This is a genomic window from cyanobacterium endosymbiont of Epithemia turgida isolate EtSB Lake Yunoko (assembly GCF_000829235.1).
In the GTDB taxonomy this organism is placed as follows: Bacteria; Cyanobacteriota; Cyanobacteriia; order Cyanobacteriales; family Microcystaceae; genus Rippkaea.
Window position 1 is genome coordinate 2,163,631 of record NZ_AP012549.1, and the last position, 21,216, is coordinate 2,184,846.

The following is a 21,216-nucleotide window of genomic DNA, read 5'->3' on the forward strand; positions in this document are numbered from 1 at the left end:
TTGACATAAAGAGAAACACCATATAGAAAACTTGTAACAAAGTAAGTAAAATATTTAATTAGTCAATTAAACATTTTTTAAAAAATAAACAATAAAATCAATAAAAATACTAAACAGTGTAAATCTTAAACTAATCCTTGACTGAATTTAATTAGATTTAAATTTGTATATTTAATTTTTTATTAATTAATCTCTTTTGTTTTATTATATATAATAACTGTAATTTTTTTCTGCTCATCCATGTCTAAACATGATCAGATAGCTTCTATTACTGCCATATAACCATGTCCATTTTGTTTTATTTTTTGCGATTTTTTCTCAATTATGGGGAATAAGTAAACTATAATTCACGAGTACCCTGAAAATTAGATCTGATTCATCTAGATATTTTCAATGGATTACTTCCACAGTTTCACCAAGCACCTCATGATTTAATCAAGTAAGGTTTGTTCCATCTATCAATTGTTTCGAAACCTATTGGGCAAGCTTATTTTAAATAAATAGCAATTTTCATCACGTTCCACTCTATTACTAAAAATTTAATTGTACTGGCTCTATCTTTTGTTCTTTTAAGAACTTTTTTAGCTTTACTTTATTCAAAATAAAATTACTTTTATTTTCGGGTTTAAAAATCTCCTAAGAATAAGAAAATAATATCAATCAAGTAGAGTTTTTATGTTCAATTCTGTTAGTATATTTCGGTGTCTATTTGTTGTAAGCACTTTTCAATCTGTAACACTCACTGACTAACACAATAATACTTACTTCTGTTCTACTACTCAAGCTAAGTACGATAGGTCAGTAACTAATAAATTCCAAAACCTTTATTATCACTACACTTAACTATTGCACAAATTAAACTTATAGAGTTGTTAAAGCCCTACAAAGTAAGACTTTCAGCTTTTATCAAGTGTGATTGTCTCATAGCTGGGCTAGAAGAGTTATAATTCTCCAAGCTTGGGACTCCCTAAGATTCTAATAATATCATGGCTAATATACTGTATTTTTTCATCAAAAGACCTGTCCATCCTGGAGATATTTCCGTCAACTAAGTTCATATAATAAGCACTTCTTCTCTATTTTTTCAATAAGATATGTGATGGTGTAATGTCAATAATTCATAGCAATCAAATTACAACTTTAAATTTTTAAAAATAATCAATTAGCTATAAAGATAAATCATAAAAAGATATGGAATTTTTTACAGTTTTTTTTTCAAGTTTATTAATGTTGTTTTCTCCTGTTGGTCTAGTAATTGATACAGTTGTAGCTGACACTATTCGTTCTCAAGTCAATGATGTTGAAGAATTAGCAGTTCGAATCGATAATACGCCTAGTTACCAATCAACTCAAGGAAGAATTAATCGGGTTCGTATTGCTAGTCGGGGCATAAAACCAATTAAAGATTTTAGAATAGAAGTTCTTGAACTAGAAACTGATTATATTGATGTTAATATCAACAATCTACAAACCCAAAATATTAAAGAAATTAGACAGTCTTTACGAAAACCATTACAAGGAGGATTTAATTTAATTATTAAAGAAAGGGATATTAATCTAGCTCTAAAATCAGATGAAATTAGAGAAAAATTAGAAAGAACTATTAATAGTATAGTTCCTAAACAAGTTCCTAAATTTAGGATATTAGCCCTTTGTGTTGAATTTAAACCTAAAAATCGCCTAGGAATTAAAGTAAAATTGCAGCAATCAAAAAGGTCTAATGAGGAAGATGCCCCTGAAACTATAGCACTGAATTTAGAAGCAGGATTTAAAGTAAAAAATGGACGATCAATCCAAGTCCTTGATCCAAGAGGTGAATTAAATGAGAAAACTCTATCAAAAAAATTTTTAAGTCGCTTTCAGCAATTTGATTTAGCTGTCCTAGAAGAACAAGGCATTATTACTAGACTACTAAAATTAAAAGTAGATGAAGAAAGTCTCTCTCTTGTCTCATTTATTCGCTTAGAACCCTTAAAATAAGAGAGAGAATCTAAAAAATGATAACCTGATTGCCAAACATCACAAACTTTTATCAGAGATAAAAACAGGAGATAACTATGGATAATCGCCATAATAATCATGAAAAAAATCGTTTATCTATTGGATTTATTGGTGGAATTATAGTCGCTATTTTAGTGACTGGAAGCGCAGTAACATGGTGGTCTATAAGTACTTTAAAAACATCTAACAACTCAACTAAAATTTCTACTGAAAGCTCAATAACTAAAGAGGATATTAAGACAGAGCTGGGAAAAGTTTACTGGTTAAATGATAAAGGCGACCGTTTTGAATTGTCAGCAAGTCCGGTAATTGTAAAGAAATCAAGTGATAATCAAGAGATATTGAAAACTGCCCTAGAAAGTTTATTAGCAGGTTCTAAAAAACCTAAACAAATTACTACAATTCCTCAAGGAACCGAACTGTTAAACCTTACTTTAAATAAAGAAGGAGTAAAAATTGATCTATCCCAAGAATTTATTACAGGAGGTGGCAGCGCGTCTATGATTGGCCGTTTGGCTCAAATCCTTTACACATCAACCAGTCTTGATCCTAACACCAAGGTTTGGTTGACAATAGACGGACGACTTTTAGAAGTTTTAGGAGGAGAAGGGGTAGAAATTGAACAACCGATGACCCGTCAATGGTTTAATGAAAACTTTGAATTGTAGTTTTGATTACTTGAACTATTCGAACAATTAGGAGGATCTATTCTTAAAGTAAATGAGCGGAGTCTTGTTCTAAAAATAAATCTGCATCCGAGTGCTTTCGTAAAATTGAAGCAGGACAATGAGTGTTTATATGCTTTTTAAGCATTGTTTCAATAATTTTTGCTTTATTTTTTCCAAGTGCAAGACAAACAATTTTACGAGACAATAAAATCATAGGGATAGTTAGAGTTATGGCATATTTAGGAACTTCATTTAGCTGGGTAAAATGCCCTTGATTAACTTGTACTTTACGGGTTTCCTCTTCTAAACGAACCAATTTAACCAAATAAGGATCATCAAATTTAGCAACAGCAGGTTCATTAAAAGCTAAATGTCCATTTGTCCCGATTCCTAAACAGCATAAATCAATGGGTTTTTCTTGTAAGAGTTCAGTATAACGATCACATTCTTCAACAGGTTCTAGCGTATTTCCTTGAATATAATGAAATTGCTTCGGATAAACTCTTTTTTCTACTCTCTTTTGAAGATAGTGACAAAAACTAGCCTGATGTTTTTCATTGATACCTAAATATTCATCTAAATGAAATAGGGTTATACGATTCCAATCTATTTTTTTAGTATCAATCAAAGCATCAAGAAACTGTAACTGTGAGTTTCCCGTTGCCAGTATCACTCTCGCTTCCTCCTTTTTTTCTAATACTTTTAATAAGTATTTTTGAGTAATCTCTGCTGATATTTTAGCCAAGTCTTTTTCAGTTTTAGAAATATAAACTGAAAGGCTATCAACCTTAAATTGATGTTTAGATTCCATCAAGAATTATAAAATTTTTTCCAAATTTATTTTAACGTATAACTTGAATTTAAAAATTGACTTATATTTTTGAGGAACGTCTAGAGTGGAATAAAGACCTCTTCAAAGATAACCTTGATATTTTAATATTTTTCAAGAATTAAATTGAAATCAGTCTTAGGAGAACTAAAGCTAAAGATTTTAAATTTTCTAACTTCTTTATACTTTACGTTTCGTGATTTTGGACTGATAATAGATATATCATCGGTTTACTGTTATTTTTAAGAACATTGGATGATCATTGATATTATCCAACAAGCAAGGAAACTAATTCATCTTGATTTATCAATAGCATTCGTTCGATTGGTGAGGTATACTAGAGTCTAGATTTGTTCTTAATGTTTGATATCCCTGATAGTGAAATTGATTGATGCCCTGTATGATTGGGAGCTTTCGAAAGGTGGTTCAGCGAAAGGAGGAATTCTGTGTCTACTGAAGTAATCAAAAGGAGATCGCCATTTAGTACAAGTATTCGAAAACCAGCTCCTCGTTATCGTGTTCTACTCCATAATGATGACTTTAACTCTATGGAGTACGTTGTTCAGACCTTAACGCAAACGGTGGCAGGGATGACTCAATCACAGGCAGTTGATATCATGATGGAAGCTCATAATAATGGAATAGCTTTAGTTATTGCCTGTGCCTTGGAACACGCTGAGTTTTATTGTGAAACCCTTAAAAATTACGGGTTAACTAGCACTATAGAACCAGATAATTAATTGTCTTTATAATTGCAAATTATAACTCTTGAAGTCTGATCTTACTCGTATTAGTCATTGCTCAGCCCCGATTCGGCTGGGGGTTTTTGTTGTCATATTATTGTTGCTGTGGATTCCAGTGGCAATTCCCATCTATTTGGCGCTTAGGTCAGACCCAAACTTAACAACAATTGTTAGTATGGGATTATTATATTTAGAGTTTATTGGGCTGTTATTTATTTGGAATAGAAACATTTATGGCAATTTTTATTGGTGGAAACAATATGGATTAGTTTTAAGTAAAAAAAATGGATTCGAATATTTCCAAGGATTAAGTCTTGGTTTGGGATTTACTTTTGGTTTGTTTGTTGTTGAATCAATTTTAGGGTGGGTTAATTTTTCTATCCCTTCTCTCAGAATTATTCAAGTGATTTTTGAAGGATTATTAAGCTCTTCAGGAATTGCATTTGCTGAGGAGTTATTATTTCGGGGATGGTTACTAGAAGAGTTAAACCGAAATTACATTTCGTCAACTGTATTGTGGATTGATTCTTTATTTTTTGCTGGATTACATTTCGTTAAACCGTTAGCAGAAGTCATTAGAACTTTCCCACAATTTCCTGCATTATTGTTGTTAGGATTAATCTTGGTCTGGGCTAAACGTAGTTATGGAAATCGTTTAGGAATTTGTATTGGTTTACATGGAGGATTGGTGTGGGGGTATTATATCCTAAATGTAGGTCAACTTTTAGACTACACAGAAAAAGTATCTCCTTGGATCACAGGAATTGATAATAATCCTATTGCTGGAGTAATGGGCTTATTATCTCTTGGAATTTTAGGTTTTTGGATAAGAAAAAAAGCCAAGATAAACTAATTATATCGATAGTTTAATTACACAGCAGTTTAGTTATCTTTTGAGTATAATAAAGAACCAAATATTAACTAAACCTAATCAAAATTGACTGCAATTGCCATAAATTTTAAAATTCTTATAAACAGAACTATTCATTATTGTTTTTTACTGTTCACACATAACTGGAAATATTTGGTTTTTTGAAAATTTTTCAGTTATTTCATGGACGATGTTTTTCTTCTCCGTGGTATTGTTATTATGATGCAATAGTCCATTTTGCTTGAATCCCTAAGAGTAGAACGTTTGAATATTACAATCACTGATTTACCTAGTTTTTAGACTTACATTTACAACGGATTAAATTTATATGAAGAATTATTAGCTGAGACAGTCACAGTAAGTAATCACGGTAACCCTAGTCTGGCACTACTAACTAGAGACTATATTATTGGTAAACCTATATATCAGTTGATGAATTGACTAACAATTTACAGTATCTTAAAAGTTTTATGGAAATTTATACTGTGTTAAACAATCATGCTCATTATCAGGATAAATCTCTGCTGAAAGAATAGCATCACATACAAAAATCAACTCTATATTAATCAAGGATTAAAAACCTGTTTTATTCGAAGACCATATTGTTCTCTCAAAGTGACACTCATTACATTAACTGTCTAGTAACTCAAGTTAACTGTAATAAAAATCACTAAATTAGATTAATCAAAGCATCCCTAACCGTAGGGGGAAGATGATGCATAATTTTTCCTTTTTCGCGATCAACCGCCACTAAAGTTATCGCTCCAGTAACATAACATTCCTGTGTATTTAGAGATTCGACGCGACAATCAAAATTCATCTGTACTCCAGTAATTTGATTTATCCGAGTTTTAATAATCGCTTCTTGTCCTAACTGAATAAAATGGTGATAACAGAGAGATAATTCAATCACAGGAAGATGAAAGCCTAATTTTACCAATTCTGCAAAATCAATACCCACAGAGCGCAAATATTCAACTCTAGCTTCTTCTATCCAAGTTAAATAAGTTCCATGCCAAACTGTTCCTGAATAGTCAGTATGGTGAGGTTGAACACGCACAGTATACTTAAACCACTGATCAGTAGTTGCTTGCAGGATATTTTCAGGAGATATCGCTACGTTGGGAGGTAATTTGGGTTGAGATTGGGAAGACAAGTTAAACTAACTCCAATTATGGATTAAAGTTATTAACAATAATATCGTATTTGCTTGTTATTAGTTTAATCAATTTTTTCCATTAACGTCACTCTAGGATTAATAATTTTTTGTCCGAGTTCTAAAAATTGAATGGCTAAGTTAATTGTTTTTTTTGCTCCTAAAATATGAGTCACTTCTCCGATTCCAAAATTTGGATGAATTAGACGATCTCCCACTGACCATTGTTGATTATATGTCTGAAGAGTTTTAGCTTTAAATGTGTCAGATTGATGATAAACTTTTAAACTATTCAAAAAATCACTTTTAATTAAATCTGAAGGTAACTCTTTTAAAAATTGTGATGGAATTTTAGTTTCTTTTGATCCCCAAACAAACCGTTCTCTAGCATAGGTTAAAAATAATTGCTCCTGTGCACGAGTCAATCCAACATAACACAAACGACGTTCTTCTTCTAAGGCTAGAGAATCATTTAAACTACGAATATGAGGTAATAATCCTTGTTCTAAACCAACTAAAAATACTACCGTAAATTCTAATCCCTTAGCTGAATGAAGAGTCATTAAAGACACTTTTTCTTGTTCTTCTTTTAAATCATCAATATCAGACGAGAGGGAAGCATTAGATAAAAATCCTTGTAGATTAATGTCTTCCGTATCTTTTTGGAATTGTAAAATAGCATTATATAACTCAGAAATATTTTCTAAGCGATTATTAGCTTCTTCAGTTTTTTTCTGTTTTAAGTTATCAATATATCCAGAAATTTCCATTACTTGATTAAGAATTTCTGCTCCTGACAAACTAGTTATTTTTTTCTGAAAATATTTAATCATTTTAGCAAAATTATTGATTGATTTTGCTGCTCTTCCTATTAGAGTATTAACGGAAGTAGCATCAGAAATAATTTCCCAAAGAGGGATTTCTAATTCTTGGGCTGCTTTAATTAAAACATCTATAGAAGTTTTACCAATTCCTCTACGGGGTATATTAATAATTCTTAGTAAACTAACGATATCTGCAGGATTAGCAATTAAGCGTAAATAAGCTAAAGCATCTTTGATTTCTTGGCGATCATAAAATTTAAATCCTCCTACAATTTTATAGGAAATATTATTGTTAATTAAGCAATCTTCAAAAGGACGAGATTGAGCATTAATTCGATAAAGAATTGCAAAATTTCCCCAATTTAGTTCAGGGTTTTCTTTTACTAAGGTTTTTATTTTATTGATCACTATTTTTGATTCTATTTGTTCATTATCTGCTTGATAGCAATAAATATATTCTCCTAGTCCCCGTGTAGCTTTTAAAGTTTTATCAATGCGTTGGGTGTTATTTTTGATCAAGTAATTAGCCGCTTGTAATATATTTTCTCTTGAGCGATAATTTTCTTCTAATTTGACCATGGTACGGGTATCTTCATCGGGCAAACCATCTCCAAAATCTGATTGAAAATTCAATAAAATGGTAAAATCTGCCATGCGAAAGCTGTAAATAGATTGGTCAGTATCACCTACGACAAAAATAGAACGATTTTGCCAACTCCATTCACTTTTTCTAGTTTCTCCATTAGTTGTTAATAAACTAATTAATTCATATTGAATTTGATTAGTATCTTGATATTCATCAACTAAAATATGCTTAAATTGGTTATGCCAATAGCCAAGGATAGATTCATTTTGCTGAAATAGTCTAACGGGAACTAGAATCAAGTCATCAAAGTCCAAGGCATTATTGGTCGCTAGTTGTAATTGATACTCATTATAAACTTCGGCGATAACACGATTTTTATAAGAAGAGTCTTGTTTAAGATATTTATCGGGAGATAATCCTAAATTTTTAAGATTACTAATCTGATAGCGTACTGAGCGAGGATCGAATTTTTTATCATCTAAATTAAATTGCTTAGTTACAATATTTTTAATTAGACTTTGTACATCAGATTCATCAAAAATTGAAAAATTTCGCTGCCATTGTCGTCCTCGTTCATCCTTATATTTATTGATATCAAAGCGCAATATTTTCGCACATAAACTATGAAAAGTTCCAAGCCAAAGCTTTTTAGTAGTTGTTTTATAAACTTGTGATACAAATTTTTTTTGTTTATCTTCAGAGAGAAGATCAAACCGTTGTCCATTATTGTTAATAGCCATTTCCTGGGCAAATAGTTTCTCAATTCGCTTTTTTATTTCCCTCGCTGCTTTATTCGTAAAAGTAACAGCTAGGATGGAGTCTGGTTCAACATGATGATAACTAATCAAATAGGCAATTCTATAAGTGAGGGCTCTAGTTTTGCCTGACCCAGCACCAGCTGCCACTAATAAAGGTCCGCAAAAGTGTTCAACAGCTAGACGTTGTGAAGTATTAAGTTCGGCAAGAAAGTCATTATTAACAGTCATGGAGTTACAGTTAAGGAGATGTATCTATAAGAGATCTTAGTTGAGAGACTCTCCTAAAATCAAACAACAGCGATTATCATTTTTGAATTAATATGAAATTACCTGTTCAAGAGTTTCATCTTGACAGATAAATGCAAATATAGACTATGTGAATAAGATAGAGAAGATTTTTTAAAAAATCTATATTTATTAAAGCTTTCAGAAGGGAATCAATAATTATTGTAATTATTTATCTAAACAAATCTCAAAAATTATCTCATAAAAGCGTAAATTATTTCTGGTTAAAATTAATTTGTAAAGCGATTTACTTGCTTAATGACGTTAAATAAGATATTAATTTTATTAGTATAATTTTAAGTACTGATAACACAGTATTTTTTTTACAAATCATATTAATACTAATTAAAGTAATTCATTGAATATTTTAACTCAGATAATAATTATAAAAATTTTAAAATAATTAATCTAGCTATTTTATTTAGAGATTTTATAAATTTTAGTTACTTTAAATTGAAACCTAATTTTATCGAAGAAAAGATAATCTATCTGAAAATAATTATTTTCGACTGACATTGTTAAGTCTTTTAGAGTAAAATCCTCGTTTAACTTATGTTACACGGAATATTCAAGTTGTTTTGTAAAAAAACTTGAATGTTTTAAAAAATAAAATTTAAGTTCTACACTAGAAATAGCTCAAAATTGATATGTTTCAATTAAAAACTAAGAATGCTAGTCGGTTGAAAGTCTAGAGATAGATAAAACCTTGACAATTGTTTATCTAAAAGTGGTTAGAAAAATTAAGGGTTTATTTTTTTAAAAAAAATACAATTTAGCTGTAGTTAGCAAAAGTCTAGTGCTTTACTTGAAGATAACTTATCAGGTTGTTAACTTTTATTCTGCTTGAGTTACTTCTTGTTTGGAGTAAAAATTTAATTACTAATTAGCATAAAATATAAAAAAAATTATCTATTGAAGTCAGCTATAATTTTATTCAGTAAGGATTTTTATTTATATAGAGATTGGAATTAAAATTTAGTCCCCTTATTTCTTAAGGTATTTGTTTGGTCTTGAGTAATTTTGAGTTAGTTCAATGTTACAGCAATTAATTTATCTATTCAAGATAGTGCATATTTAACGTAATTTGTCAATGCATAACTCTTAGCCATACCATTGTAGTATTTGAATTCTTTAAAAAAATCTTAACTGTGCCAGAAAAGCTGTATCAAAATGCAAATTGTCATCTACAATGAAAATAGCGGAGACAAATGTTTCCGTTCACTCCTCACACCACACTCCGCCCGGGCATTGTTCGGGCGGTTTCTTATTTAACTAAGGTGTCAGAGAGATGTTCCTTTTATTTTAAAAAATATTAAGTTTTTAATTAAAAAGAAATAAATTATTTATAAAATTAAAAAGGCTCTTTCTTTTGTGGTAAATCAAGATAGTTTTCGTTATGGTAGAATTCTAGAGTATTCTAGAAAGGCATAAGCAATTAAAGGAATTCTTTATTATGTCAAAGCCAGCCGAAGTGACAGATGAGAAGTTTAAAGACGACGTTTTAGACAGCGATATTCCAGTTTTAGTGGATTTTTGGGCTCCCTGGTGTGGTCCTTGTCGTATGGTTGCTCCAGTAGTAGAAGAAATCGCTGAACAGTATGAAGGCCAAGTTAAAGTCGTCAAACTTAATACCGACGACAATCCTCAAATTGCAAGTCAGTATGGCATTCGTAGCATTCCCACTCTAATGATTTTCAAGGAGGGCCAGCGAGTAGATATGGTGGTTGGAGCAGTTCCCAAAACAACTTTGGCCAACACTATCGAAAAGTATCTCTAAGAGATTCATAGAGGGAAAAGACATTGTAATGTCTTTTCCTCCTGTATTTCATGTTATTGAAAACGAACTCGTTGAGTCACTAAAGTCATACCATCTTTGCGGACTAGTAGAGCAGAAAGCCATCTGTCTTCCGGTTTTCCTGAAGCTTTGATTTGTTTAAACAGTCCACCAGCTTGCAGCAGTTCCAATTCCATTATTCCGGGTTCTAAATAGCGATTACTATCTACCCTTTCACTAATAGCCGTTCCAGCTAAGAGATCTTCATTAAGTGGTTCTTGAACAATGACATCAAAGTAAAACTTTTCTCCTACCTGCACTGTATCGGGTAGTTTAACGTCCACCTTGGGAGGATTCGATCCAGAATTGAGTTCTGTCCGTTCCGTCAAAATTTCCTGATGCAATAGTTTTCCATTTTGAAATGTTTGACGTGCTTTAATAGTGGCTTTAAGTTGAATGACTCGACCCAATGTTTCACTACTTCCTTCAATAATAGTTAAGGTTTTAGCCGTCCATCCTTTCTCTGTTTTATCCCAAGACTGAAGTTTGGTAGTGTATTGTAAATTAGGATAGTTTTCCCATAAAGATATTAGTGCTTTGGAAAAAGACTCGGCTGTTAACCCGTCAGTTGTAGCAAACTGATCGCCATATAAGGCCATCAACTTTTGATTATCACGGCTATTAGCCGCCGTGTTTATTTTTTCAATTAAACTTCTCAAAGCATTAGGGACTGAATCGGCACTTTCTGCACGAGGTACATTAATACTGCCTAAACTTAACCCCACGCCGAGCATTAAAAAGAGGAACCAACGCAATTGAATCATTCGTCTACATTACCTTCAAACATCCTATTGTGAAAAATACAGGCCCAGTCCTATTCTAGCGTATCTATACCTACAGTAATTTCTCTGTCTAACTCTAACTCATCACTAATATGGTTCGCCTATTAATTGCTGCAAGTGGAACCGGAGGTCACCTATTTCCTGCATTAGCCTTAGCTGAATGCTTACCGGATTATCACATTGAGTGGTTAGGTGTTCGTGATCGGCTAGAACAAACTCTGGTCAGCGCTCACTATCCTCTCCATACTATTGACGTAGAAGGGTTTCAAAGTCGTAACCCCATTAAAAGTTTAAAGGTTCTATTCAGACTGGCAAGAGCAATATTTCAGGTAAAAAAACTGATTAAAGAACATCAAATCAATATAGTGTTTACGACAGGGGGATATATTGCTGCTCCTGCTATTTTAGCTGCCCGTTTGTCAGGTATTAAAGCAATTATTCATGAATCCAATTTCATTCCAGGAAAAGTAACTCGTCTATTAAGTAGAGTTTGCGATAGAGTAGCTTTGGGATTTGAAGGAACGGCGGAGTATTTACCACAGTCCGAGACAGTATGGGTCAGCACTCCTGTGAGATCACAATTTTACAGTCCTCAATCCCTGGACTTACCCATTCCTGACAATGTCTTCTTAATTGTAGTAGTCGGGGGATCTCAAGGCGCTGCCTCTATCAACAAACTAGTTCGTCAATGCGCTCATTCTTGGTTGTCTGAAGGAGCATATATCGTCCATTTAACGGGAACACATGATCCTAATGATTTAAATTTACAGCATCCCCACTATTTCCCTGTACATTTTTATGACAATATGGCGGGATTGTTACAAAGAGCGAATTTAGCGGTGAGTCGAGCTGGTGCAGGAACGTTAACAGAATTAGCTATTACTCAAACTCCAGCCATTTTAATTCCCTATCCTTTTGCCGCTGAAGATCACCAAACTTATAATGCTCAGATTGTTGGGAAAGCAGGTGCAGCGTTAGTTTATCGTCAAGAAGAATTAACCTCTGAAATATTAGAAAATTCAGTATTAAAATTATTAAAGGATTGTGATCGACTTCAAAAGATGGCAAATAAAGCAGGAACTTTAGCTGTTTTTGATAGTGCCCAACAATTAGCTAAAATGGTTGAAGAAATGATAACTATTAAGGTATAACTTAAGTTGTTATTTTCTTTATATGTAAAGGTTTTAAATAAATGCGTAACAAAGATAAATAAATTGATATACAAAAAAAAATTAATAAATTAAGTATATCTCTACTGTAAGGAAAGATAACTATACCAATAACTCCATGGGCTTAACATTTTCAATAAATCTGAACTACTCGCGACTGATTGATCCTCTCTATTTCGAGGATCAATAAAACTGTAAATAAGAATACTAACCAAATATATCTTTAATAGGGAGGAGTAGAAGAAACCCTATTAGGAATATCATCATAAAAATGATTAACAGAGAGAAGCTAATATTCAGATATGATTACTTTGAGACTATGACTATATTGATTTTAGCTAACTTACCTCTGTTCCACAGATGATCAGAATTTCATAAATTATTTTTATGGCAATCTTAAAAAGCAATGAAATCAAGATAATGACTGTGTATTAGAAGAAAAGCGAAGATTTTGTTTTTCATAAAAAAACAAGTAAATAAAAATTGTTTAGGTCTATGCGTAGTGCTAATGCTAAATATTATTAAAGATTACAATCAAGAGTGACAAATATTTTAGCTGTTTGACTTCGATCCGAACACTATTGTGGATAAGAATAACGAAAATATACTAGAGAATGCTAAAGATTATTTGACTCTAAAACTATCAAACCAATAAGCTGCAGATATATTGGAATAAACTGCCTGATATAATACTTATATTAACTTCAAATAAGGTAAAAAATTAGGCAGATTTAATACTGAGTACTAAGATTGCACTAACAAGAATATTTGTAAAAAACTTTATTATAAAATAATTATGTAATTGATTTACTTTTAAAAAACTTAGTTTGACTCTTTATAAGAAAACTTTTATAAGAAGACTATTATTGGTTCCAACATTACCAGGTTTAAATTGCTTAAAAATAATTTATGAATACTTCTCTGTACTGGTAAGATACCATTATATATTTGTATGATAAAGATAAAATTGTAACATAATTAATCGCCACTTATCGTAATGAAAGCATAACTAATTATGATAATCCTTTTGGCACTTTATTACGTCCAATTATTGGATAGTAAATATATATTAAAACGGCTAATTCTATTTTTTTAAATACTATATTTAATTAATATAACGTTGTTAACGGGTTCAAAAATAGTCTTTTCACTACTAATTTAGGGTTGTATATGAGTGACAAAGAAGTTGCTAAACAACTCATCTATATCAAAGTAATTGGACAGTTGTTAAATTCATCTCAAGATAGATCGTCGTCAAATTAAATGTAATCAATGTGTAAATGTTTTATACAAAAATAGAAAGAACAATTATAGAAGTAAAAAAAAATTAAAAATAGTAAAATAGCTGTAAATGTTTCAAAAAAAATACAAAAGATTAAATAAAATTAGATATATAAAACATGCTCAGTTCTCTAATAAATATAATCTCTAAAAGAGGAGATTAGGACTATTGAAATTAGTGAGTTGGTTTCAATAAACTATGAAATATTATTTTTGTTTTGATGCAGAAATAATTCAAGGAATATTAGAAGGTATTAATTATAAATTGTATTTATATTGAGAGGAGAGCTTGGGAATTCAAGAGATCCATTAATTATTTTTGAATTACGAAATTTTTTGACTTGGTCTTTTACTGGTTAATTGTATATTATTAGTGCAATATACCATTTAACTAAACTAAAACTTCTCAAGAAATATATAGACTTAAGTCTATATACTAAAGCTTTGTTAAATTATAGGAAATAGAAATTTATTGTCCCATATTTCTCAGGCAAATTTTAAGAACCTTATTTTTGCACGCCGATCATCCTCCAAGTGGATGAAATCAATTTCATCTGTTAAGGGGAAGTTGATTGACGCCTGTGCCTGATTAAATCAAAGTAAGTAGATTTCGTCACAGAAGTAGAGGATGACTATGACCATGACTCACAAGTCCCTAAAGCTGTTGATTGTTGTAGCTACCTTTTTCATCTGGGTACGGTTGTTTGTGGGGACTGTACAAACCCTGAATAGCACGACGGAAAATCACTGGAATAATCGAGCATTTGCTTCTGAAAAGACCAAGTAACTATTTATTTTATTTAACGGTCAAGGATAAGGTTGGGTCTAGCCTTTTGTGGGAAGACTCCGCACTATGTATCCTTGATTCGATGACGAGAGGGCGTCACGTTGTGTACTCTGAGTTAATTCTGATGTAGTCATAGCTTAAATCACAGCCCCACGCAGTCCCTTGTCCAGAACCATTACCAATACGCACTGAAATCGAGACCGTGTCTTCCTGGAGATAGGCTCCCGTAGCCGCTTGTCTCAAGTAATTGCTTGCCTCTTGCCGGTTGAATTTCATAGGCTGACCATTTTCTAGCATCAATAAGTTCCCTAATTTTACTTGTAAATTTTCTTGACGGAAAGTGACATCGGCTCTTCCTGCAGCTGCTACGATACGTCCCCAGTTGGGGTCACGGCCAAAAATTGCCGATTTAACTAATGATGACCCGGCGATGGTTTTGGCGACACGCCGTGCTTCTTTATCATCTAATGCGCCTGAAACTTGCACCTCAATCAAACAAGTTGCTCCTTCTCCATCTCTAGCAATCGCCTTAGCTAAATGTTGACAGACTGCCTTTAACATAGCTTGTAGTTTCTCGGCATCTTTACTCATTTCCGTAATCGTGGGGGTGCGGGATTGACCATTGGCTAAGGCAATAAAACAGTCATTTGTACTAGTATCCCCATCTACCGTAATTTGATTAAAACTTTCGTCAGCGACCTGACTGATCATTTTTTGCCAGAGAGGAGTGGCTACTAACCCATCACAGGTAATAAACGACAGCATAGTTGCCATCTTAGGATGAATCATTCCTGAGCCTTTAGCCATACCCCCAATACGGACTGGACGACCATCAATAGTGGTTTCTAGCGCGATGGATTTGGGTACTGAGTCAGTAGTAATAATTGCTTCAGCGGCAGCAGCTCCTCCAGTGTAGGACAAGGCATCCACTAAAGTTGGAATGCCTCGACGCATTTGATCCATGCGAATATTCTGACCAATCACTCCTGTGGAAGCTAAGAGAACCTCGTTAGGAAAAATATTGAGAGCATCTGCTAAGAGATTGGCACTTTCTATGACATCTTGCCACCCCTGTTCTCCTGTGGCGGCATTGGCTTGTCCAGCATTGCACATAATGGCACGACTACTGGCTTTGGCTTGGAGACATTGACGACAGTAGTCCACACAAGCGGCGCGAACTTGGGAAGTGGTAAATACACCAGCTGCAATTGCCTTAGTGTCTGAGACAATGAGAGCTAAATCGGGAGTACCCGATGGTTTTAATCCTGCCGCAATTCCAGCTGCTTTAAAGCCTTTAGGGGCGGCAATTCCGCCACTAATCACCTGCCAGTCCATCATAATACTTACCTATTTTCCTTGCCTATTGTTGAGGTTAGTTCAAAAGCTGATTATAGCAAGTAGATTTTGAGTCGATCTAAAAATATCAGTTTGAGGACTCGTTTCAACTTTATTGATGAAGAATGAGGAGTATTGCCTTAAAAGTTCGGCAACTTATTTAGACTAGAATGGGTGACATTTAGATAAATTTTCTCTAGATGAATACAAAACACAATACTCAATATAGACAAGGTTGGTCACTTGATGAGCGTGATCCAAGGTTTATCGCTTCATTGATGCCTTATTGGGAATGGTTTTATAAATACTATTTTCGAGTAAAGACTGACGGTTGGCATCATATTCCCGAAAAAGGCCCTTTACTATTGGTAGGATCCCACAATGGGGGACTAGCTTCTCCTGATACATCTATGATGATGTATGACTGGTTTTGTCGTTTTGGCATTGAACGTCCTGTCTATGGGTTAATGCATCAGTCTGTCTGGACCATTAATCCATCAGTAGCCAACCTAGCCGTGCAAGTAGGAGCAGTTCGCGCTCATTCTAGAATGGGAATTGCCGCTTTAAGACGAAAGGCTAGTGTTTTAGTTTATCCAGGGGGGGCGCAAGATGTGTTTCGTCCCTATATAAATCGCCATAAAATTGAGTTGGCTGGACGTAAAGGCTTCCTTAAATTGGCATTGCGTGAAAAATCTCCCATTGTCCCTGTAATTTCTGTGGGATCGCATGAAACCTTGATAGTATTGTGGGATTGTTATCAACAAGCGAAGCAATTGAACGAATGGGGAATATTACCTTGGTTATTTAATATTGATCCTGAAGTGTTTCCCATCTATTTAGGGTTGCCTTGGGGCGTTGGTATTGGAGCCCTTCCTAATTTTCCCCTTCCTGTCATGATTCATACTCGTGTCTGTCCTCCTATTATTTTTGAACGCTATGGCAGAGAGGCAGCTAGTGATCGCTTTTACGTTGATGCCTGTTATGAGTTAGTGCGATCACAGATGCAACAGCATTTGGATCAATTGGTAATTGATAGTCAAAATTGATTAATGATATTTAGAAAAGTTAAGCTACTTTTCCCGATTACAGTGGACTTCATTCATTGCAATTAAATTTACATTCACTCACATAAATAGAAACTTCTTAAGTTGAGTAAGTACTCAACTTTTTTAAAATTTGATTAAGTAAACGATTTTATCGGTACTGAAGCAACTTTCCATATATCAACAATTGAGACCACCATTTTGGTCAAAAAATAGCAATAAATAAGACTGAATTATTTTTTACCCAAAATTAAGATAATACTTATTAAGTAAATAGAAATAATAAATCAGTCGAGCATAAAGGTTGATTGAACAATTTTAAGCACTTCAATTTCTAGAATATCGGAGTAGAATAGATAAAACTAATGTGGTTTATCCTAAAATAATACAGTGATATCATTACCTAGTATATAAGCTCCATATAAAGATTCTATTTGACTAGATTAGAAAATTGTGTTAAAAACATCCTCTTTTTATATAGAAAGAGGATGTTTTTAACACAAATATTACTTATATAACATAATAAACGTGACTTTATAAATAAGTTAACTAGGTACTATCTAGGAATATATAAAATAATTACTATATGTCTAAATGCCTAAAAATTACTCGATAAAAAATAATTATTCTCAGTGAAAATACTTTAAAATAGTATCCTAATTAACTATAATTTAAAATCCATAAAGTACTAAAAAACCTATTCAAAAATACTTCATATATTTAGAATATAAAGTTGTCAATTCTATATAGCTATTTCAGTAGATAGTAGTAATATTTAATGAATAGATAATTTATTTTTACTTGAAATTATAGGTTTTTATTGGCTTGATTTTATTTAAATATTAATTATTTTGTAACAATAAAATTCAATAATATTGATTATTCAATACCATTTATGATTTTAACTTTTTAAAACTAATTTAAATCTACTATTATTTTATTATGTATAGCATTAAAAATAACAGATACTCTTATTTTTAAATTGAGACTTATCGATTTTTGGCTATTCCTAGTATGGAAATAATTTTTTGGTAATTAGATAATGTATAAAATATTTCTAATAAAATATTAAAACCTGAACGCTTAGATTTAGAAATAAAATATTGGGGATAGAAGTATAAATGACGCTTAACTATTGATTTGTTTACAGTAATCAAAATACATACATTTATTCTGAATTTTAGCAATTACTTTGCGTTTTTATATGGCCTATTTTAAAGTTTATTTATTAATATTGAATTTTTGAAATTAACTAAATTTAAAGAAGTTAGTATAAATCTGTATAAACTACAAGTAATTGTACATAAAATATGTACTATTCTATTAGTAGATATGATAACTTTACAAGTTATTGTAGTTATTATTAAAAATAGATCACGAAATGTTTTAATAGAGCTAAGCATAAAGACTATAACTAATTAACTTAGTCTCTTCGTTTGAGAATGCTTATAAAGTCAGAACAGTAAAGAACTTAATTTTAGTTGAGTAAAGCTTAAAAAACTACTTAAATAGATTGTCAGCAATGGAATGGAAGGTTTAGAAAACTGCCATGTATTTTAAGATTGTCTTTTTAAACAGTTCACACAGCAATTTATCTATAGAGCAAGTTTAAATTAATATAATTATGGGATACTCTCCTAAGTTGTGGATAAAATTAGTTTAAAATATCTAGATAAATTAAGCTTTAATTTCTAGTAAAAAAACAAATTTTAAATATTAATTATATTGAAAGATATCTTAAGTCTATAGCTATATTTTTACTCTAAAGATTAAAAGTTATTAGTTTTTAAGACTTACCGAATAAGTATAAATTATCAATAACTATCGTACACAATGTTTAATAATTTTAAAATAAATAAAATTATTATTAAAAATCACAACTTAATAAAGTTAATTAACGAAAACCTAAACATAATAGTCTAAATCCTATTGAACAAGATTTTAAAATAGTGTCAAATTTATGTTGACTAGTATATCTATTGTTTTTTAATTTAGTTTGAGTTTCTTACTAGAAGAAATTTTTATCAGTATGAATCTATAGTTTTCCTGGTTTTGAAATAATCTAAGTATTATTTATTTTATGTCACTTAACTAATATTAATCTGCATATTTTATTCAATTAATTAAGTTTTCAAGAAGAGATACAGTTTTTTATTGAAAATCACTGACTATAAACCTGAAATAAATTTTACTTATCCACTTATTCAATGAGGTTAATGTTGTCCGTAAATTTCTATATCAGAAAAACTAAGAGAAGATTCAAGTTGTTTAATCTTAATTAAACTAATATAGTATTCATTAAGATAATATTGTTTCGCTTTTGAATCGATATCAATGTCAATATTTTTATATTTTTTATAAGAACATTTACTATACTTTTCCAATTTAGTTTTTTCCATAAATATCAAGGCACAGTGAATTTGTAAAAGACTTCGGTGAATATTTTCTTGATGATTCTGACTGAGATAAAAAATATGATTGAATTGAGTTGTCGAATCAGAAATCTGTAAAACTTTATCTTGTAAGAAAGAAATAAGACTATTAGGTTCATCATTTATATATTCTTTATTGTCTAAAATAATTTTCCATAAAAATAGATATTCAGATACACTAAAGGTTATATCTTTTTCTTCAAGTAAATTCAAGATTTTTTGACGATATTGAGGACAGTGACAATAAATTCGTAATAATAGTGCTTCAGCTTGTTGGAGAGAGGTATCTTCGGCATAGGAATATTTTTTAATTCCTGAAGATAAGTGATTTTTGATAGTGAAAGATAAATTAGGTTTCTTGATTTGTTTTTGTAAATTTCTAATGTAAAAAGGTAAAGATAGTGTGTTTTTTAGACTCAAAATTTCAGCGCAGTAACGAATATAATAAGTCTGTTTATTATTATTTTCAATACGGTTCAATAGCTTAACCATTTCTTGCGCAACTTGTTCAAAATGCTCTGCTTTTTTGAGATTTTTATCAACTAATAATTGTTGAATTTGCCAGTCAAGCCAAAGAGGCGCATTATCAATTAATTTACGGAAAGTTTCAACTGAATTCGGATTAGATTTTAAAAGTTCATCGGCATCCTTGGCATTGCCAAAGTTCAGAACTCTTAATTGTACTTGTCCTGAATAAATTAATGACTCAATATCAGCAATTGTCCGTTGTGTTGCTTTTTTTCCGGCTGGATCTGAATCAAAATTTAAGATAACCTGTTTAGAATCAGTATATTTAAATAATTGTTTTAACTGTGTTTTACTCAAAGTAGTTCCTAGGGCCGCTACCGTATTGGTAATTCCTACAGCATGGAGGGTTATTACGTCAAAATATCCTTCTACTACCACCACTTTATTCAAAGAACGAATAGTATTTTTAGCTTGATATAGGGCAAATAAAGTATTACTTTTTTTAAATAAAGTGGTTTCAGGGGAATTAAGGTATTTTGGCTGTTCACCTCCTAAAGTTCGACTTCCAAACCCAATTACTCGTCCTTGAAGATCAGTAATAGGAATAATCAGGCGATTACGGAATCGATCATAATAACCGTTTTCACTTTTACGCACAGCAATTAACCCTGCTTCCTCAACTAAAACAATTGGATAACGTTTTTGTTTGATTAGGTAATCATAGAGAGTTTCCCATCCTTCAGGGGCATATCCTATCTTAAATTGCTGTATCGTTTTTTCATCTAATTGACGTTCGCGTTCAAGATAACTAAGGGCAGTTTTTCCTTGAGGTTGATGAAGGGCATGTTGATAAAAACTAGTTGTTAGGGCAAGAATCTCATAGAGTTGTTCTCTTAAAGATAGCTGACGTTGTAATTCTTTTCGTTGTTGAGGTTCAAGTGTTTTAATTGGAACTTGATAATGTTTTGCTAGATCAAAAACAACATCACTAAAAGATTGTTTTTTTATTTCCATCAGGAACTTAATGGCATTTCCACCTTCACTGCAACCGAAACAATAATAAAGTTGTTTATGGACACTAACGCTAAAACTAGGCGTTTTTTCATCGTGAAAAGGGCATAAACCAACATAGTCTTTACCCCTTTTTTTAAGAACTACATAATCTGAGATGACATCATAAATGTCAACCATTTTTTTTACCTTTTCAAGGGTATCAGGATGAAGAAGAGGAATGTTCATTAATCAGAAAGTAACTTAAATGACTTAAATCTAAGTATAACTTAATTTGGAACCTGTTCATTACTTAGAATATTTTAAATAATTACTGTTTTGATAAACCTAGAATAGGCAAATCCTAAATCTAG

At 31.7% G+C, this 21,216-nt stretch carries 14 protein-coding genes; 8 read left to right on the forward strand and 6 right to left on the reverse strand.

Translation table 11 applies throughout. The annotated features are described in order from the left end of the window. Positions 1-1,191 precede the first annotated feature (1,191 nt). Together ETSB_RS06755 and ETSB_RS06760 are read left to right on the forward strand one after the other, a co-directional pair. The gene (locus tag ETSB_RS06755) at positions 1,192-1,980 is read left to right on the forward strand and encodes an LmeA family phospholipid-binding protein (RefSeq protein WP_044107066.1); all 789 of its coding nucleotides are present in this window, start codon (positions 1,192-1,194) and stop codon (positions 1,978-1,980) included. 77 nt (positions 1,981-2,057) lie between these two features. Beyond that, the gene (locus ETSB_RS06760; protein ID WP_044107067.1) at positions 2,058-2,669 is read left to right on the forward strand and encodes a GerMN domain-containing protein; all 612 of its coding nucleotides are present in this window, start codon (positions 2,058-2,060) and stop codon (positions 2,667-2,669) included. Between the two features lie 43 nt (positions 2,670-2,712). Here the strand turns inward: ETSB_RS06760 and ETSB_RS06765 are convergent, their stop codons facing one another. Beyond that, complete coding sequence (locus ETSB_RS06765) at positions 2,713-3,480, reverse strand: glucosamine-6-phosphate deaminase (protein ID WP_044107069.1); 768 nt, start codon at positions 3,478-3,480, stop codon at positions 2,713-2,715. Positions 3,481-3,944: 464 nt separating this feature from the next. On the opposite strand from ETSB_RS06765, the gene clpS reads away from it, so the two are divergent. Both clpS and ETSB_RS06775 read left to right on the forward strand, forming a co-directional pair. Further along, positions 3,945-4,238: an ATP-dependent Clp protease adapter ClpS gene (gene clpS, locus ETSB_RS06770; RefSeq protein ID WP_044107070.1), complete on the forward strand. Its 294-nt coding sequence runs from the start codon at positions 3,945-3,947 to the stop codon at positions 4,236-4,238. Between the two features lie 28 nt (positions 4,239-4,266). Continuing rightward, the gene (locus tag ETSB_RS06775; protein WP_171816426.1) at positions 4,267-5,094 is read left to right on the forward strand and encodes a CPBP family intramembrane glutamic endopeptidase; all 828 of its coding nucleotides are present in this window, start codon (positions 4,267-4,269) and stop codon (positions 5,092-5,094) included. A gap of 688 nt (positions 5,095-5,782) precedes the next feature. Here the strand turns inward: ETSB_RS06775 and ETSB_RS06780 are convergent. Next, on the reverse strand, positions 5,783-6,268 hold the full coding sequence (locus ETSB_RS06780) for an acyl-CoA thioesterase (RefSeq protein ID WP_044107071.1): 486 nt from the start codon (positions 6,266-6,268) through the stop codon (positions 5,783-5,785). A gap of 65 nt (positions 6,269-6,333) precedes the next feature. Then, a complete protein-coding gene (gene pcrA, locus ETSB_RS06785) occupies positions 6,334-8,664 on the reverse strand; it encodes a DNA helicase PcrA (protein WP_044107072.1) in 2,331 nt (776 codons plus the stop codon). A gap of 1,510 nt (positions 8,665-10,174) precedes the next feature. On the opposite strand from pcrA, the gene trxA reads away from it, so the two are divergent. Then, positions 10,175-10,498 (forward strand): thioredoxin, encoded by a 324-nt coding sequence (gene trxA, locus ETSB_RS06790; RefSeq protein WP_044107073.1) that lies wholly within the window; start codon positions 10,175-10,177, stop codon positions 10,496-10,498. A 53-nt stretch (positions 10,499-10,551) separates the two neighbouring features. Here trxA and ETSB_RS06795 read toward each other — a convergent pair whose 3' ends face one another. Continuing rightward, the gene (locus ETSB_RS06795) at positions 10,552-11,319 is read right to left on the reverse strand and encodes a hypothetical protein (RefSeq protein ID WP_044107074.1); all 768 of its coding nucleotides are present in this window, start codon (positions 11,317-11,319) and stop codon (positions 10,552-10,554) included. 110 nt (positions 11,320-11,429) lie between these two features. Between ETSB_RS06795 and murG the strand changes: the two genes are divergently transcribed. Both murG and ETSB_RS10010 read left to right on the forward strand, forming a co-directional pair. Further along, positions 11,430-12,488: an undecaprenyldiphospho-muramoylpentapeptide beta-N-acetylglucosaminyltransferase gene (gene murG, locus ETSB_RS06800; RefSeq protein WP_044107075.1), complete on the forward strand. Its 1,059-nt coding sequence runs from the start codon at positions 11,430-11,432 to the stop codon at positions 12,486-12,488. Positions 12,489-14,421: 1,933 nt separating this feature from the next. Continuing rightward, a complete protein-coding gene (locus tag ETSB_RS10010) occupies positions 14,422-14,574 on the forward strand; it encodes a hypothetical protein (protein WP_171816359.1) in 153 nt (50 codons plus the stop codon). A 96-nt stretch (positions 14,575-14,670) separates the two neighbouring features. Here the strand turns inward: ETSB_RS10010 and argJ are convergent, their stop codons facing one another. Continuing rightward, a complete protein-coding gene (argJ, locus tag ETSB_RS06805; protein WP_044107076.1) occupies positions 14,671-15,912 on the reverse strand; it encodes a bifunctional ornithine acetyltransferase/N-acetylglutamate synthase in 1,242 nt (413 codons plus the stop codon). A 197-nt stretch (positions 15,913-16,109) separates the two neighbouring features. On the opposite strand from argJ, the gene ETSB_RS06810 reads away from it, so the two are divergent. Further along, positions 16,110-16,955: a lysophospholipid acyltransferase family protein gene (locus ETSB_RS06810; protein ID WP_044107078.1), complete on the forward strand. Its 846-nt coding sequence runs from the start codon at positions 16,110-16,112 to the stop codon at positions 16,953-16,955. A gap of 2,210 nt (positions 16,956-19,165) precedes the next feature. Here the strand turns inward: ETSB_RS06810 and dnaG are convergent. Next, positions 19,166-21,091 carry a DNA primase gene (gene dnaG / locus ETSB_RS06815; RefSeq protein WP_044107079.1) on the reverse strand — a complete coding sequence of 642 codons (1,926 nt, stop codon included), beginning with the start codon at positions 21,089-21,091 and terminating at the stop codon, positions 19,166-19,168. Positions 21,092-21,216 lie beyond the last annotated feature (125 nt).